Consider the following 17,052-nt stretch of genomic DNA (forward strand, 5'->3'; position numbering starts at 1 on the left):
CAAAATACAGAAAGGCCTGAAGAGGCACATCACAATTTGTACCCCACCAGGCCTTTCAGTACAAAACAGGTTAATTACTATTAATAACCCGAGTCAGCAACTAATTGCCGACTTTACCCAAAACCCCCTGCAAACTATCTTTTGCATCACCGAACAGCATGCGTGAGTTTTCTTTGTAAAACAGTGGGTTAGCAACTCCCGCATACCCGGAAGCCATAGAGCGCTTAAGGATAACAACCTTACCGGCCTTCCAAACTTCCAATACCGGCATACCTGCGATTGGCGAGCCCGGTTTTTCCACTGCATCCGGGTTTACCGTGTCGTTAGCACCGATCACCAAAACCAAATCTGTAGCGGGAAAGTCTGGATTAATCTCATCCATTTCCAGAACGATATCGTAGGGCACATTAGCCTCGGCCAAGAGCACATTCATATGTCCGGGAAGACGTCCAGCTACCGGGTGAATACCAAAGCGCACTGTTTTGCCCGCTTTTCTCAAACGATCAGTCAAGTCACTAACCGCCTGCTGGGCATGGGCAACCGCCATTCCGAATCCGGGAACAATAATGATACTGTCCGCCGCATCCAGTTCATCCGCAAGCTCCTGTTGATCAATGGCAATTACTTCACCATCGACTTCCTCATCGGACACTTCACCACCATCAGAGCCAAATCCACCGAGAATAACGCTGATAAAAGAGCGGTTCATTCCCCGGCACATGATGTAACTCAGGATGGCACCGGAAGAACCCACCAGGGCGCCCACTACAATTAACAGGTCATTGCCCAGCATAAATCCGGTAGCGGCAGCGGCCCAACCGGAGTAGCTGTTCAGCATGGATATAACCACCGGCATATCAGCGCCGCCAATAGCCGCCACAAGGTGAATACCTAACAGCAATGCAATTGAGGTCATTAACAGCAAGTTAATAACCGTACCCGCATGCACATCTGCCGGTACAAACAACACACCCAGAACAATACAGGCCAAAATGGCAATCAAGTTAAGCCAGTGCCGGGCCGGTAGCATTAATGGTTTCCCGGAAACCAATCCCTGCAACTTACAAAAAGCAACCAAAGAACCGGTCAGGGTAATTGCCCCAATAAATACACCCAGGTATATCTCAGTGCTGTGGACAACATGAGCAGCTCCGTGTAACTCCACAACTGGATCGAGGAAACCGCCCCAACCAATTAATACCGCAGCCAAGCCGACGAAGCTGTGTAGCAAAGCAACCATTTGTGGCATTTGAGTCATAGCTACACGCTTGGCCAGTGCCAAACCAATCACCGCGCCGACGATCATGGCGATGGCGACCATCCAGTAAGCCCCGGCGGCCACTCCAGCAATAGTGGCGATAATGGCAACTGCCATTCCCACCATGCCGTAAATATTTCCCCTGCGCGCAGTTTCGTGACTGGATAAACCTCCCAGACTCAAGATAAACATCACTGCCGAGAAGAGATAAGCCATTGCAATCATACCGTTCATCACTCTCTCCTCCCCTTACCGGCGAAACATTTTCAACATACGGTAGGTCACAAAGAAACCACCGAATATATTAATACTGGCCACCAACACGCCGATGAAAGCAAGCAGGCTCACCAAACCCGAATTGGCAATCCCAAGCTGCACTAACGCACCAACAACCACTATGCCGGAAATTGCATTAGTAACACTCATTAGCGGAGTGTGTAGCGCATGAGTAACATTCCAAATCACTTGCCAGCCAACAAATATTGCCAGAACAAATACGGTAAAGTGCGAGACGAAATCAGGAGGTGCCACGCGCCCCAACCACAGCAATAAGATTGCCGCGATCGCCCAAAATGCAAAAATAGATACGGGAGATTTTCGTTTCTCAGCTTTCTCCTCAACAATTTTCACTTCCTCAGTGGCTTTCACCGATGGCTTGGGCTGAGCCGAAATTTTTGGTGCGGGTGGAGGCCAGGTAATCTCACCGGATTTAACCACTGTGGCACCACGAATCACTTCATCTTCAAAATTGAGATTAACCTCACCATCTTTCTCTGGAGTTAGCTCCCCAAGCAGGTGAGCGAGATTGGTTGAATACAGGCGCGAGGATTGTGCCGCTGCTCGACTGGGCAGATTGGTATAACCAAGAATAGTGACGCCGTTCTGCTCCACTTTTTCATGAGCCACCGTATAGTCACAGTTACCGCCCATTTCTGCTGCTAAATCCACGACGACAGAACCTTTAGGCATACTGTCGACCATATCTGCAAGCCATAATTTCGGAGCGGGTTTCCCCGGAATTAAGGCAGTGGTAATCACAATATCCACTTCTTTGGCCTGCTCGCGGAACAGTGCCATTTCAGCATCAATAAATTCCTTCGACATCACCTTGGCGTAACCACCGGAGCCCGAGCCTTCCTCCTCAATTTCTACGGTGAGGAATTCAGCCCCCATGGACTCCACTTGCTCACGTACTTCAGCGCGGGTATCGAAGGCCCGCACTATAGCTCCCATGCTTTTTGCCGTACCTATTGCAGAGAGCCCCGCTACACCAGCACCAATAACAAGTACTTTTGCCGGGGGAATTTTTCCTGCTGCCGTGATCTGCCCTGTAAAGAAGCGACCGAAATTGTGGGCAGCCTCCACAACCGCACGATAGCCGGCAATATTTGCCATGGAGCTGAGCGCATCCATTTTTTGCGCGCGGGAAATTCTTGGAATCGACTCGACCGCTAGCGCATTGATATCGCGCTCGGCAAGCTTCTGTAGGAACTCGGCATTTTGTGCCGGCTTCAGAAAGGCGATCAGCGTAGCCCCTTTGGGAATCAGGGCCAACTCTTGATCAGTTGGTGCTTGTACTTTTAATACTATGCCCGCATCAGCCAGGCACTGTTGCATATCCTCACGGATTTCTGCACCGGCTTCAGCATAAGCTTCATCAGTAAAACTGGCCCTGTTACCAGCCCCCTTCTCCACCGCTACGGAAAAACCCAAATCGCGTAATCGTCTTACGCTATCGGGAGTCGCTGCAACACGTGCTTCTCCCTCTGCGGTCTCTCTAGGTATGGCTATAATCACCGCCGTGCCCCTCTTAGTTGATTTTATGAACTTACAGCTACATCTACCTCAAAAAGTATTGGATTGCCCAATTTATAAACAGATCGAGTGTAAACGTCGTCAAAGGGGATGAAAAGGGGGATAACCTGATAGCCGTAATTGGTGAAATTAATAAGACTATATATCCTGAATTGGCTATATAGACCTGAGAGAAATAAGCAAAAATTAGTCTCGCTCGAAACCTTTTCCCTGAAGTTAAATTGCTATTTGTTTATCCAAAATATAAGGGATTTTCCTTTTTGAATGGCCTCACCGATCAATTCACTATGAATTTTCAATCCAAAAGAATCCCCACGGTAGAGCAAGCACCTGCAAATAAACAGAAACTACAAAAATTTAGGGGTAACTGACTATTTTTAATAACCAAAAATAGATCACCAAATACATCATGTTAGTTAAATATTATCGACGAATACGGATGCCACATTACGTTTATAACAAAAAATAACGCGCCATGTGACAGTCTATTCACGCAAACCACAAATGTGCAGATGATTTTGCTTCCATAGTACCAAGTCACACTTTTCTGCCTGAAAAATATGTACTAGCCCCCTACTTGTGCAAAAAAAACAATATCCGCAGAATGTCGCACCAGGAAAAAGCAGTAACATCAGATTTATCTCATGGAATTAGAGACATACATCCACTCCCCCACCTCTGCGTATTTGGCACAACTATTGATTAAAAGTTGGTAAAGCCCAATAAAAATTATTAGATGAGTGCCGCAGTAAATTGTGACTAATCCAAGCCCTGGAATCATGCTGGTCGATGACAGTCCCGAGCGCGCCCACTTGGTTTGTGAGCGATTACGTGCTGCTGGCTACAGCATTCTCGCCCAGATCAACAGTGCCGAAGGCCTCCTCTTCCAGGTGGAAAAATACCGTCCGGATATTGTGTTGATAGATATCGAATCCCCGGACAGGGATATCCTGGAAAGCCTGGCCATAGTTAATCGTGAGGCGCCGACTCCGGTGGCCATGTTTTCAAGTAGCGGCAACGCAGACTTCATTAGCCGCGCGGTCGACTCCGGGGTAAGCGCCTATATGGCCGAGGGAATGACTCCTGAGCGCGTGGCACCAGCGATAGAAATCGCTATGGCACAATTTAAACATTTCCAGCAATTGCGTCAGTCTCTCGAGCGCACCCAGCAGCAACTCACAGAGCGAAAAGCGATCGAGCGGGCCAAAGGGCTATTAATGGCCAAGAAGAACCTCAGTGAAGAGGATGCCCATAAGACCTTGCGCAATCTCGCGATGAACAGCAACTCAACCATCCATACAGTTGCCGAGCAAGTTATCCAATATTTTCAGAAAGAGCATTAGAGTACCGATGTCAGCCCTTCTGTGCCCGGAAAAAAAGACCATCAAACTGCTTTACCTGCGCCTGACCGACAGCGCACCGCTGATTGTCGCCAAGGAACTAGGCTACTTCCAAGAACATGGATTAAAAGTACAGCTGCAAAAAGAAACAAGCTGGGCCACCCTGCGAGACAAGTTAATTGCGCGCAAGGCAGATGCTGCAGCAATGCTCGCTCCTATGCCCCTGACACTGGAACAAGCTTTACCCAATTGCCACGAACGCTTGTTAAGTGGGTTAATTCTCAGCTGCAACGGTAACGCTATTACCCTTTCCGCAGAATTATTCGAACGCCTGCAAAATTACTGTGAAGGTGACTCTCAAAGTGATATCGCCTTGGCACTTAAGCGCTATCTGCATGGCAATAAACACCCTCCTACTGTCAGACTCGCCACAGTTTATCCATTTTCAAGCCATAGCTTGCAATTAAGGTACTGGTTGCGCTCCGTCGATATCGACCCGGACCGGGATATAAAACTGGTGGTATTACCGCCTGAACAAATGCTGGAAAACCTCCACAGTGGCGTTATCGATGGCTATTGTGTAGGCGAACCCTGGAACTCCCTGGCCGCCCACAAAGGGTCCGGAGTGGTCATTGCAGCCTGTAATACACTGCTGCCAGCTATGCCGGAAAAAGTGCTGACAGTCACTGAAAGCTGGCATCAAGCCAACCCTGCAACCCACCTGGCCCTAAGGGCCGCTCTTCTCAAAGCCTGTACCTGGCTTGCCGCACGCGCAAACAGAGCCGAAGCTGCCAAGCTCTTGTCCCTGGGGCAATACCTCAACCTGCCTGAGGAGCTGATTCAACGCTCTCTCAATGACCAGATTCTCTACCATCGGGACCGGGAAATCCTCGCCAATCCCGGCTGGCACCTCTTTGCCCATATTGATAACGACTGTGGGCGTCCAACTCAGGAAAAAGCACGGCAGCTACTGGAGATGTATTCAGATCTGGGGAGCTCGACACTTCGTGCAGCAGAAGCCTATCGTCCAGACCTCTACCGGCAAACGGTGGATTTCCTGCTCGCAAAAAAATAGTGGCACATTAATTGAATGGAAATAATTCGATGATGCAATTGCCTTCCCTCAGGCGCATCAGCGCGGTGAAGCGGTTGTTCACCGAATATAACGGGCAACGAAGTCCATCGTCTGCAGTCAAGCGGCTGCAGCTTTGGGCTTTTTTTGTGCCTGCGGAATTAGCAAACAAAGGAAATGCGCATGTCCAGTGACTCACTCAATCTATTCTCGTTCCGCGGGAAGATAAAAGTGCTCCACCTAACCTGGGTGGCCTTCTTTATCACTTTCTTTGCCTGGTTTAACCACGCACCATTGCTAATGGCAATTGCGAAAAGCCTTTCATTGACTCCGGACCAGGTCAAAACCCTACTTATTTTAAACGTGGCCCTGACAATTCCCGCGCGCATTGTAATCGGGATGCTCACTGATAAATATGGCCCCAGACTCACCTATTCGCTATTACTGGCAATCGGCAGTGTGCCTTGCTTTATTTTTGCCCTGGCAGACAATTTTGTGCAGGCAGCCATTGGCCGATTCCTTTTGGGCTTTATTGGTGCAGGTTTTGTTGTAGGTATCCGAATGGTGTCCGAGTGGTTCCCGGCTCGACAGCTGGGTACCGCGGAAGGTATTTACGGGGGATGGGGAAATTTTGGCTCAGCTGCAGCAGCCATGTCCCTGCCCACTATCGCCCTGTTTTTTGGCGGTGACGACGGCTGGCGTTATGCCATTGGCCTCACCGGCGCAATCGCACTGGTTTACAGCGTAATTTATTACTTCTCTGTGACTGATACGCCCAAGGGGTCAACCTATTTCAAGCCAAAAAAAATTGGTGCTATGGAAGTCACCAGTCCCGGGGATTTTATCCTGCTTCTGGTGATGAAAGTGCCCATGTATGCGGCACTGGCTCTGCTAACCTGGAAATTATCTAGCGGCGTTGCATTAATATCCAACCTTACTGCCAACCTGATCTATGCAGGTCTGGTACTACTGTACCTTCTGGACGCGTATAAAACCTACAGTATTAACCGTGAAGTACTCAGCAACCCACCAGCACCGGTACACCGCTATAAGTTTAAGCAAGTAGCAGTTTTGAATCTGCTCTACTTCGCGACTTTCGGTTCCGAATTGGCTGTGGTTTCCATGCTGCCCCTGTTCTTCTCCGAGACCTTTACACTGGACCCGGTAAAAGCTGGCTTGCTGGCCTCCGCCTATGCCTTTATGAACCTCATGTCACGCCCTGCCGGCGGATTGATTAGCGACCGCTGGGGCCGCAAACCTACCCTGCTGATCCTCACCGCTGGCCTGGCTCTGGGTTACTTCACTATGAGCATGATCGATGCCGAATGGCCCCTGTACCTGGCGGTCGCCGCTGCCATGGCCTGTTCCTTCTTTGTGCAAGCTGGTGAAGGCGCTGTATTCGCAGTGGTGCCCTTAATCAAACGCCGCCTAACCGGGCAGATTGCCGGCATGACTGGCGCCTACGGCAATGTCGGAGCCGTTTTCTATCTCACCGTTCTCAGCATGGTGTCTTACCAGGCCTTTTTCCTGGTAATCTGCGCTACCGCATTGCTCGGCTTTGCCGCCCTGCTTCTACTGGAAGAACCGGAGGGACAAATGGCAGAAGTACACCCCGATGGCAGCGTATCCATGATCGATGTTGCCTAATAACGATCTACCCACTGCAGCGAGCACAATAGAATCCGGGCTCGCTGCTAGTGACAGTTCGCAGGACAATAAAGAAGATGCCCTGCAACTGTTCACTGCCTCCTGCGCCGGACTTCGCCAACACAATGACGACGCCTGCGCAGTGCGGCTTCCCGAAGGCGCTGAATTACAGCGCCACGGCAGCCTTGCGGCAGTAGCCGACGGTGTTGCCAATGCAGAAGCCGGCGGTGAAGCAGCCCGCGCTGCCATCAATGGATTCTTTTCCGATTATTACAGCACCCCGCAAACCTGGTCGACAAAGCACGCTGTTGCGCGGGTTTTGCACTCGCTCAATAGCTGGCTATTTCGACAGAGTGGCGGCAGTGCCGAAATTAAACGGGGTTGGCTGACCACTTTTTCTGCCGTTATTTTCAAAGGCACCAGCGCACATCTGGTTCACATCGGCGACTCCCGGATCTACCGACTCCGCGACAGGAAATTAGAGTGCTTGAGTAGCGATCACAGCCACAGCCTCGGACCTGGACGCACCTTTTTGAGCCGCGCCCTGGGAATGGATGCTCATATTGAAGTGGACTACCGCTGTGAGGAATTGCAACCCGGGGATATTTTCCTGCTGAGTAGCGATGGGATTCACGATTTTCTGCCTGAGACAGAGTTAATTGAGCTATTGCTTAATTTTTCCAGTTCAACCCCACAAGGGCTTATTGATGCTGCTCTGACAGCGGGCTCCACCGATAACCTGACTGCTGTCACTTGCCGGATAAATTATGTAGGGCTGCCCCAATGCGATGAATTGGCTATGCGCAATCGCGAACTCCCGTTCGCACCTGACCTGCGCCCAGGCCAAAAGCTCGACAATTTCCTTGTTTTACAGGAATTACATGCCAGCAGCCGCAGCCATCTCTATCTGGCCCGAGACCTCAATACCGAAGTATTGCGGGTGATAAAAACTCCCTCAGTTAATTTCTGTGATGACCCCCACTACATCGAACGATTTATTGCTGAGGAATGGACCGGGCGACGAATCTCCCACCCAGGAATTATTAAAGTTTTTGCTCCGACTTCTGAAAGGCACTGTCTCTATCATATTCTCGAATATATCGAAGGACAGACTTTGCGTCAGTGGATGCAATTACATCCACAACCTCAAATTCCCCAAGTGCGGGAGCTAATGGCACAACTGGTTAGTGCGTTGCGAAGTTTACAGCGGTTGGAGATCGTTCACGGCGATCTCAAGCCAGAGAATATTATGATGCGCAACGACGGGCGCCTGGCAATCATTGATCTCGGTGGTGCCGATGGCCCAGGGCTCAGAGAGCAATTACATCTATCTGGTGAAACAGCACCCGGCAGTAAGAATTATACAGCTCCAGAATTCTTTTTTGGGGATAGCGCCAGCCATCGATCAGACATCTTTTCCCTGGGAATCATTGCTTATGAATTACTCACGGGCAAATATCCCTATCCCGAGCGCTTTGGTAGCTACCACTACCGTTTAAAGAACTATAACCAAATGCGCTTTACTCGCGCATCCGCACACCGCAAAGATATTCCCTACTGGATTGATAGCGCTCTACAAAAGGCTTGTGCTCCTGATCCTAAAAAGCGCTACAACGCATTGTCAGAATTTATCCAGGATCTGCAATCTCCCAGCCCAGATTTTAAAGCCCCCCAAAGCCGTCCCCTGCTAGAAAGAAATCCGGTTCTTGTCTGGCAGCTACTAACTTTAATTCTACTGCTCTCTCATCTGCTCTACTTCTTTTGGCGCTAATACATAAGATTTGAATAAGCACATTTACAGCGCAGAAAATTAATTAAATGCACCACTTTGTCGCAAAAATTGTGGACAATCAGGCCAAACCCCCTTTATTACTAAAAATAAAATTGGCATAGAGATTGAATGTATTTAATTACCAACAAATTATTCCCCCATTACGAGGCAACGGCGCCTGTACTCTTCGGCAGAAGAGGAGACGCCCTTGCCATTTCAGACGGGCTCTCTTCCTGCCGAATAAAACGAATTGAGACGGCAGGATTGTAAATGAAGGCAAATGTTAAACCTCAAAAGCTGATTGTGATTGGCAACGGTATGGTCGGGCACCATTTCCTGGAACAGCTCGCCAACCATCAATACGCCAACCAGTTTGATATCACCATATTCTGTGCAGAGCCCCGTCCCGCTTATGACCGGGTCCACCTTTCCGAATACTTTGCCGGACGCACAGCTGAAGACCTGTCCATGGGAAACTTGGAGCAGTATCAGCAGTGGGGTTTTAATATCCTGCTCAATGACAAGGTGGTGCAAATTGATCGGGACAATAAAACAATTACTGCGGCAAGTGGAGCCAGCCACTCTTACGACCAATTAATACTTGCCACCGGCTCCTACCCTTTTGTTCCGCCAATACCCGGCCATCAACACCAGCGCTGCTTTGTATATCGAACCCTGGAAGATCTCGATTCCATTCGCTCGATTGCCGCCAGTGCAAAAAGTGGTGTAGTTGTCGGCGGTGGCCTACTGGGCCTGGAAGCTGCCAATGCCCTGAAAGCCCTGGGACTTGAAGCCCACGTTGTCGAGTTCGCCCCAGGCCTTATGGCCACTCAGTTGGATGAAGGTGGTTCAGCCCTATTAAGAACAAAAATTGAAGCACTCGGGGTTCAGGTACACACCAGTACCGCCACGGAATTGATTGAAGAAGTAGACGGCCGCCTGCGTATGCAGTTCAAGGGAGATAAAGAACTGCTTACCGATATGATTGTTTTCTCCGCAGGCATTCGCCCCCAGGATGAACTGGCAAAATCCAGCGGGCTGGAAGTTGGCGAACGCGGCGGGATCGTAATTGACAGCAACTGCCGTACTTCAGACCCGAATATTTTCGCTATCGGCGAATGCGCGCTTTACGATCAGAAAATTTTTGGCCTGGTCGCTCCCGGTTACAGCATGGCGCGTACTGCTGTCGCTCAACTGACCGGTGGAGAGGAAAGTTTTAACGGTGCTGACATGAGCACCAAGCTGAAACTCCTGGGCGTACAGGTCGGTTCTATTGGCGATGCCCATGGTCGCACCAACGGCGCTGCCGCTATTACTTTTGTAGACGAGCAGAGCGGTGTTTACAAACGTATGATCACCGATAGCGAGGGAAAAAAGCTCCTGGGCGCGGTAATGGTAGGAGATACGGATGACTACGATACCCTGCTGCAATATCACCTCAACGATATTGATCTGCCCGAACACCCGGAACAATTAATTTTACCGGCAACCGATGGCGCAGCTCCCGGGCTGGGTGCTGCTGCACTCCCCGCTTCGGCTACCGTATGTTCCTGCCACAATGTAAGTAAAGGCCAGATTATCGACGCCGTTGCCGGTGGCTGCCACTCACTGGCTGATGTTAAGGATGTAACAAAAGCATCTACAGGTTGCGGTGGTTGTGCTGGGCTACTGAAAAATATTGTCGATGAAGAGCTAGCGGCGCTCGGCATGGAAGTGAACAATCACTTATGCGTGCACTTCCCCTTCTCCCGCCAGGAGTTATTCCACATTATCCAGGTGGAAGAAATAAAAACCTTTAGTGAATTATTAAGCAAACACGGTTCAGGGCGCGGCTGTGAAATTTGTAAACCTGCAGCCGCATCCATATTTGCCTCCCTGTGGAATGAACATATTCTGGAGCAGACTCACGTCGGCTTACAGGACACCAACGATACTTTCATGGCGAATATGCAGAAAAACGGCAGCTATTCTGTAGTCCCGCGTATTCCCGGCGGCGAGATCACACCGGAAAAATTAATAGTGATCGGCGAAGTGGCCAAACGCTACAACCTCTATACCAAAATTACCGGTGGCCAGCGTATCGACTTGTTTGGCGCGCGCCTGGAGCAGCTACCGGAAATTTGGCGAGAACTGATTGATGCCGGATTTGAAACCGGCCATGCCTACGGCAAATCCCTGCGCACGGTTAAGTCTTGTGTTGGTAGCACCTGGTGTCGCTTTGGGGTTCAGGACAGCGTTTCAATGGCCCTTCAAGTAGAAAATCGTTACAAGGGACTGCGTTCTCCACACAAAATAAAAATGGCTGTTTCCGGCTGTACCCGTGAATGCGCTGAGGCTCAAAGCAAAGATGTCGGGGTTATTGCCACTGAAAAAGGTTGGAATCTATTTGTTTGTGGCAACGGTGGCATGCGCCCCCGCCATGCAGATTTGTTCGCCACCGACCTGGATGACGAAACTCTTATCCGCTATATCGACCGTTTCCTGATGTTCTATGTGCGCACCGCCGATAAATTACAACGCACATCTGTGTGGCTGGAAAATCTTGACGGCGGCCTGGATTACCTGCGCGAAGTCATTATCGATGACAAGCTGGGGATTTGTGCCGAGCTGGAAGTCCAGATGGCCCGAGTAGTAGACACCTACCAGTGCGAATGGAAAACAGCCATTAACGATCCGGAAAAACTCAAGCGCTTCCGTCAATTCGTCAATAGCAACGAAACCGATGAAAAGATTGTTTTCGTTAAGGAGCGTGGACAACCGCGTCCGGCAACCACTGACGAGCTAGTGGAAACAGCCGAATCCGCCTAAAGCTTCTCCCGGCGGCGCAAGCCGCCAGTTATACCTTTATTAATAAATTGCTTTTGAATCCTTTCCATCCATTGTGAGGAAATTATTATGAGCCTGGCTGCCCTGCAAGAAACTCCCTCAAATTCAGTTGCCATAACCCACCCCCAATGGTCTCCAATCTGTCAGCGATCAGATTTGGTCACCAACTCTGGGGTATGTGCGCTTTGGGGCGATACCTCCGTATACCCAACGAAGGCTTTGAATACAGTGACTAAAACTGTCTATCAAAGAAGCATCGCCCTGTTTTTTTTACCCGACCAGGAACAACAGCTTTATGCCGTTGACAACTGGGACCCAATCGCACAAGCTGGTGTGATTGCAAGAGGAATTATTGCGGAATTGGAAGGGGAATTAACCATTGCTTCCCCAATGTATAAAAACCATTTCCGCCTTAGCGATGGAGTCTGCATGGAAGACAGCGATATCAAGCTTGCCACCTACCCGCTGGCATTTAGTGGGAACACGGTTTACATCGGCAACAATAAGCTACAGTAATGGCAGTACAGGAATTTCTGAGCGCGCACCGCTCCTGCACTACCTGCCCCTATTGTGGTGTCGGTTGTGGGGTTTCGGTTAACAGGGAAGAGCGCGCAAATACTACAGCGATTACTGTTAGTGGCGATTCCCAGCACCCTTCAAATTTCGGCAAATTGTGCGTTAAAGGTTCTGCGCTCGGCGAAACGCTGGGCGAACACGGCCGTCTCCTACACCCTCGCCTGCACGGAAAAGATTGTGACTGGGATACTGCGCTCTCTTATATGGCCGATGCCTTTAAGCAGACAATTCGCGACCATGGCCCTGACTCGGTAGCTTTTTATCTGTCCGGTCAGCTTCTCACCGAAGACTACTATGTGGCCAACAAGTTAATGAAGGGATTTATTGGCTCTGCCAATATTGATACCAATTCCCGACTTTGTATGGCCTCTGCGGTGGTGGGATATAAACGCGCATTTGGTGCCGATGCGGTACCCTGTTCCTATGAGGATCTGGAACAGGCTGAACTTATCGTGCTTATCGGTTCCAATGCAGCCTGGACACATCCGATCTTATTCCAGCGAATGCAGGCAGGTGCTGCAAAGCTTGTCGTTATCGACCCCCGTGGCAGCGCTACCAGTGAAATGGCAGATCTGCACCTGGCAATTAAACCCGGCACTGATGCGGCACTATTCAATGGACTTCTGCGTTTTCTCAGCCGGCACTATTATCTAGATACCGACTACATAAAAAATCATACACAGGGATTTGCCGATACCTTAGCTGCGGCTCAAGACTGGTCACCAGAATTAACTGCGGCCACCTGTGGCATATCTATCGAAAAACTATTGGAATTTTTTCAGGCATTTGCAGCAACAGAAAAGACCATTAGTTTTTATTCTATGGGAATCAATCAGTCCAGCAGCGGCACTGATAAAAACAACGCAATCATAAACTGCCATTTAGCCACCGGACGCGTGGGCAAAATTGGTGCAGGACCATTTTCTATTACCGGCCAACCCAACGCGATGGGTGGACGCGAGGTGGGCGGACTTGCCAATACCCTCGCCGCGCATATGGAGTTTAACGAGCAGGATATTGACCGGGTATCACGATTCTGGAATTCCGATCAAATTGCTACCAAGCCGGGAATGAAGGCTGTGGATATGTTCCGCGCGGTAGAAAGCGGAAAAATTAAAGCCATTTGGGTTATGGCTACCAACCCCGCCGTCAGTATGCCCGAAGCCGATAGAGTCAAAGCCGCACTACAGAAATGCCCGTTGGTTATTGTCTCCGACTGCATTGCCAATACCGATACCGCTCGCTGTGCCGATTTGCTACTTCCTGCAACGGGCTGGGGAGAAAAAAACGGCACTGTCACCAATGCAGAACGACGTATCTCTCGGCAGCGTGGATTTTTATCCCCTGCGGGAGAAGCTCGCCACGACTGGCAAGCCCTGTGCGGGCTGGCCCAACATCTGGGCTATGGGGATCAGTTTAATTATTCACACCCCGCCGATATTTTTCGTGAGCACGCCCAGCTTTCCGGCTTCGAAAACCACGGCTCCAGGGCTTTCGATATCTCCGCACTCGCCAATATCAATCGCAGCGAATACGATGCATTGGCTCCGGTGCAGTGGCCGGTCAACCAGGAGCACCCCGCCGGGTGCAAACGCTTATTCACCAGTGGACAGTTTTTTACCCCGGACAAACGTGCGCGCTTTATCCCCATAACGCCGCAGCCTCCGGAACAGCAGATCAGTGACGACTATCCCATATGGCTCAATACTGGCCGTATGCGCGACCAGTGGCATACCATGACCCGAACCGGGCGGGTAAGGAAATTACTCGATCACAGCGAACTGCCGGAAATACAAATAAACCCCAAGGATGCCGCTCGCTTCCAGGTTAACGATGGGGAATTAGTTCGGTTAAACAGCGCCTCATCTAAAATGGTCGGCCGCGCCGCCCTCAACGGAGGACAAAAAAGCGGGGAGATCTTTGCCCCCATTCACTGGAGCGAAACCTTCTCACAGGATTCCAAGCCCAGCGCCCTGGCGGACTCCAGTATTGATCCCTATTCCGGCCAACCAGAATTCAAACAGGTTCCCGTTAGTGTCAGTCCTCTGGCAGCTGAATACTTTGCCACAATGATCTGTGCCGAAGAGACTGCCGATAGAGTATGGGATTGGTTACAGCAGCCCAACGACAGCAGTATCCTGCACTGGTATCGAGTCCCCTTGGAAAGTGGCTTTCGCTATGAAATTGCCGCGAACCAACTTATCCACGGGCGGGAACTGGCATCCAAGATAATGGTCGACCAGCCCCAATTATTCTGGCAGGAATTGGTTACCCCTAAAAGTCAGCGCTGGATCGCCTACGACGATAACTTAAAACTGCTGATTTTCTCTGGCAGAGACTGGCATCAATTACCCAGCCGACAGCACCTGGAAAACTACCTGGCCACTCCCTTGCCGGAATCACCGGGGCAACTGCTTCATCCCATAAAGCCCGGTGTGAAGATGATTTGTACCTGCCTCCAGGTTTCACGGCCACAGATAGAGGAGGCTATCGCCCAGGGCATTAACACTGTCGAAGCACTGGGTGAAACTCTTGGCTGCGGTACCAGCTGCGGTTCCTGCAAACCAGAAATCGCCAGTATTATTCGCACAGTTAATGCCTCTGAAGACACATCCATGGAGTCAACTCCGGTAAAGCAAGATCCGGTAGAAATAAGCAGTAATGCCCAAATAAATATGGTTCAGGAATTTATTCCGCAGTAAGGTTTTAAATTCCCCCATGAATAAAAGAACCTCTGCCCGCAAGTGACCAACCTTGACGGCAGAGGCCTCTACCGAGCTATTGAGAACCTTCCGGGACAATCAATCAACCGCTTCTGCAGCTAGCTTTTGCGTTAAATCACGAGGATGGCAGGCGGCCAGCTGGGTATCACTATCGGCCAAATAATCAATCAGTTTCTGTATAGGACCTTCGGAGACTCCGTTTGAAGGCCTAACTGCATAGGCGGGTAAATTCGGAAGCTGCCAGTCTGGTAATAACTCTTGTACATCATCCTGTGCGCTTATTAAAAATCGAGGTGGCGCCGATAGTCCCAGGCCGCAGCTCGTCAGTCGATAAGCCGCTTCAACGCTGTCGACAGTCGCTACCGGGGTGTAGCTAACTTCATATTCGCCCTGCTGCCGATGTAGAAATTGCCGGTGATTGGGCCGCATTGTCAGCCCAATCCAGGGCCAGACTGCAAGGTCGCGAGGATGACCCGGAAAACCATAGCGATCCAGCATATCGCCACTGGCAATTAACACCCGCTCTAATTCAAATATCTTACGCGCTTTCAAATTGCTATCAGGCATATTACCCAGGCGAATTGCCAAGTCAAAACCACCGCCAATTACATCCTCGTGCTGGTCGCTGCATTGAAGTTGTAAATGAATACCCAGATCCCGTCGGACAAAGTCCACTATTTTGCTCAGCAAGCGGCTGTGGATCAAAACGGCGGGGGTTGCAATTTTAAGCCGACTGATACTGCGTTCCTCTCGCGCTTTGTATTCTCCGAGACCATCGGCGTACAAATCCAATATATTCTGTGCCGTTTTATAAATCTTTTCCCCATCTTCGGTCAGGGACAACTTGCGGGTATTGCGATACAAGAGCGCAACGTCAAGACTTTCCTCCAACCTCGCCACATAGGAACTAACGCTGGCGACAGAAATATCCAGTTCCGAAGAAGCGCCTCTAAAAGAGCCGCTTTCCACAACCTTGGCAAACACCAGTAAATAGCGAATATCCTTTAGCAAAATAGCAACTCCCTATGAATTCTCTAAAGATACTTCTGGGTCAACAGGAAAGAATACACCGCTCTTGCGAAGATCTGTGAATATATTGCTGTTAGCGCCTAATCGGCATCCAGTCTCATGCAGCACACTCGTCCATACTTACTACTGGGGTGGAAGGAAAGAATACACCGCACTCGAGACACGCAGTAAATACATCCCTGTAAGCTCCTAATCGGCATCCATGCCTCATAGGGTCCCGAGCGCAGTGTATTCTTTCCTTCTCCCTTTTTAGTAAGTAAATTTTTATAAACAATATATTTCAGTTTTAAGTATCTAATCATTTTCCTACCAGGCCATTAAAGTCTCCAAACAATTGATAACTGCCAGGAGCAGCGAATGTCACTACTTCTTGCTATGTTTGGGTTTTCCCTGGCTATGTCCATTACACCGGGGCCGGTGAATATGGTTATCATTTCCTCCGGGGTGAATTATGGATTTATCCGCACCTTGCCCTTTGTATCAGGAGCCACAATAGGCTTTACACTGTTACTTGCAGCTATAGGCCTTGGGCTCTATCAGGTAATAGAAATTTATCCCCAGTTACTACGATATGTTGCGATACCAGGATCAATTTATGTAGCCTATATCGGCTACCAAACAGCGGCTGCACCTACTAATCATGCGGATATTGAGCAGTTACAGAAACCACGCTTTTACCAGGGGTTTTTATTGCAATGGCTCAATCCGAAGGCCTGGATCGCCTGCCTTTCTGGAGTGGCTATTTTCTCCAGCAGCGATAACCACAGCAATTTACTCTCATTCACCCTGATTTACTTTCTGGTTTGCTATATATCATTAAGTACTTGGGCTATTGCCGGGGATCGGGCTCGCTTACTATTAGAGAGTCAATACCGGCGCAAAATATTTAACAGATCCATGGGGAGCCTTCTGATTATTTGCGCTACCTACCTGCTCTATAGCCAGGCTTTTACAGATTAACTAAAAAATCTCTAACATTTAATTCACTCGACAAC

At 49.8% G+C, this 17,052-nt stretch carries 11 protein-coding genes; 8 read left to right on the forward strand and 3 right to left on the reverse strand.

The window, feature by feature from the left end:
- Window positions 1-100 precede the first annotated feature (100 nt).
- Window positions 101-1,492: a Re/Si-specific NAD(P)(+) transhydrogenase subunit beta gene (gene pntB / locus ACJJII_RS02180; RefSeq protein WP_413663233.1), complete on the reverse strand. Its 1,392-nt coding sequence runs from the start codon at window positions 1,490-1,492 to the stop codon at window positions 101-103.
- 15 nt (window positions 1,493-1,507) lie between these two features.
- Window positions 1,508-3,055 carry a Re/Si-specific NAD(P)(+) transhydrogenase subunit alpha gene (locus tag ACJJII_RS02185; protein ID WP_444918132.1) on the reverse strand — a complete coding sequence of 516 codons (1,548 nt, stop codon included), beginning with the start codon at window positions 3,053-3,055 and terminating at the stop codon, window positions 1,508-1,510.
- A 773-nt stretch (window positions 3,056-3,828) separates the two neighbouring features.
- On the opposite strand from ACJJII_RS02185, the gene ACJJII_RS02190 reads away from it, so the two are divergent.
- The 7 genes from ACJJII_RS02190 to ACJJII_RS02220 all read left to right on the forward strand — a co-directional run bounded on the left by ACJJII_RS02190 (window position 3,829) and on the right by ACJJII_RS02220 (window position 15,007).
- Window positions 3,829-4,416, forward strand: coding sequence for an ANTAR domain-containing response regulator (locus tag ACJJII_RS02190; RefSeq protein WP_444918133.1), 588 nt, complete (start codon window positions 3,829-3,831; stop codon window positions 4,414-4,416).
- A 7-nt stretch (window positions 4,417-4,423) separates the two neighbouring features.
- Window positions 4,424-5,488: a CmpA/NrtA family ABC transporter substrate-binding protein gene (locus ACJJII_RS02195; protein WP_444896159.1), complete on the forward strand. Its 1,065-nt coding sequence runs from the start codon at window positions 4,424-4,426 to the stop codon at window positions 5,486-5,488.
- 180 nt (window positions 5,489-5,668) lie between these two features.
- Entirely contained in the window at window positions 5,669-7,132 is a 1,464-nt protein-coding gene (locus ACJJII_RS02200; RefSeq protein ID WP_444896158.1) for a NarK family nitrate/nitrite MFS transporter, read from the forward strand.
- Entirely contained in the window at window positions 7,122-8,903 is a 1,782-nt protein-coding gene (locus tag ACJJII_RS02205) for a bifunctional protein-serine/threonine kinase/phosphatase (RefSeq protein ID WP_444896157.1), read from the forward strand. Before ACJJII_RS02200 ends, ACJJII_RS02205 begins: the two co-directional genes overlap by 11 nt.
- 270 nt (window positions 8,904-9,173) lie before the next feature.
- Window positions 9,174-11,711 carry a nitrite reductase large subunit NirB gene (gene nirB / locus ACJJII_RS02210; RefSeq protein ID WP_444896156.1) on the forward strand — a complete coding sequence of 846 codons (2,538 nt, stop codon included), beginning with the start codon at window positions 9,174-9,176 and terminating at the stop codon, window positions 11,709-11,711.
- A gap of 87 nt (window positions 11,712-11,798) precedes the next feature.
- Window positions 11,799-12,245, forward strand: coding sequence for a nitrite reductase small subunit NirD (nirD, locus tag ACJJII_RS02215; protein ID WP_282931350.1), 447 nt, complete (start codon window positions 11,799-11,801; stop codon window positions 12,243-12,245).
- Window positions 12,245-15,007: a nitrate reductase gene (locus ACJJII_RS02220; protein ID WP_444918134.1), complete on the forward strand. Its 2,763-nt coding sequence runs from the start codon at window positions 12,245-12,247 to the stop codon at window positions 15,005-15,007. Before nirD ends, ACJJII_RS02220 begins: the two co-directional genes overlap by 1 nt.
- A 99-nt stretch (window positions 15,008-15,106) precedes the next feature.
- On the opposite strand, the gene ACJJII_RS02225 is transcribed toward ACJJII_RS02220, so the two are convergent.
- Window positions 15,107-16,039: a LysR family transcriptional regulator gene (locus tag ACJJII_RS02225; RefSeq protein WP_444918135.1), complete on the reverse strand. Its 933-nt coding sequence runs from the start codon at window positions 16,037-16,039 to the stop codon at window positions 15,107-15,109.
- Between the two features lie 375 nt (window positions 16,040-16,414).
- On the opposite strand from ACJJII_RS02225, the gene ACJJII_RS02230 reads away from it, so the two are divergent.
- Window positions 16,415-17,017: a LysE family translocator gene (locus ACJJII_RS02230; protein ID WP_444918136.1), complete on the forward strand. Its 603-nt coding sequence runs from the start codon at window positions 16,415-16,417 to the stop codon at window positions 17,015-17,017.
- The last annotated feature ends 35 nt before the right edge of the window (window positions 17,018-17,052 follow it).

Source organism: Microbulbifer maximicatervae (SeqCode) (genome assembly GCF_052467825.1).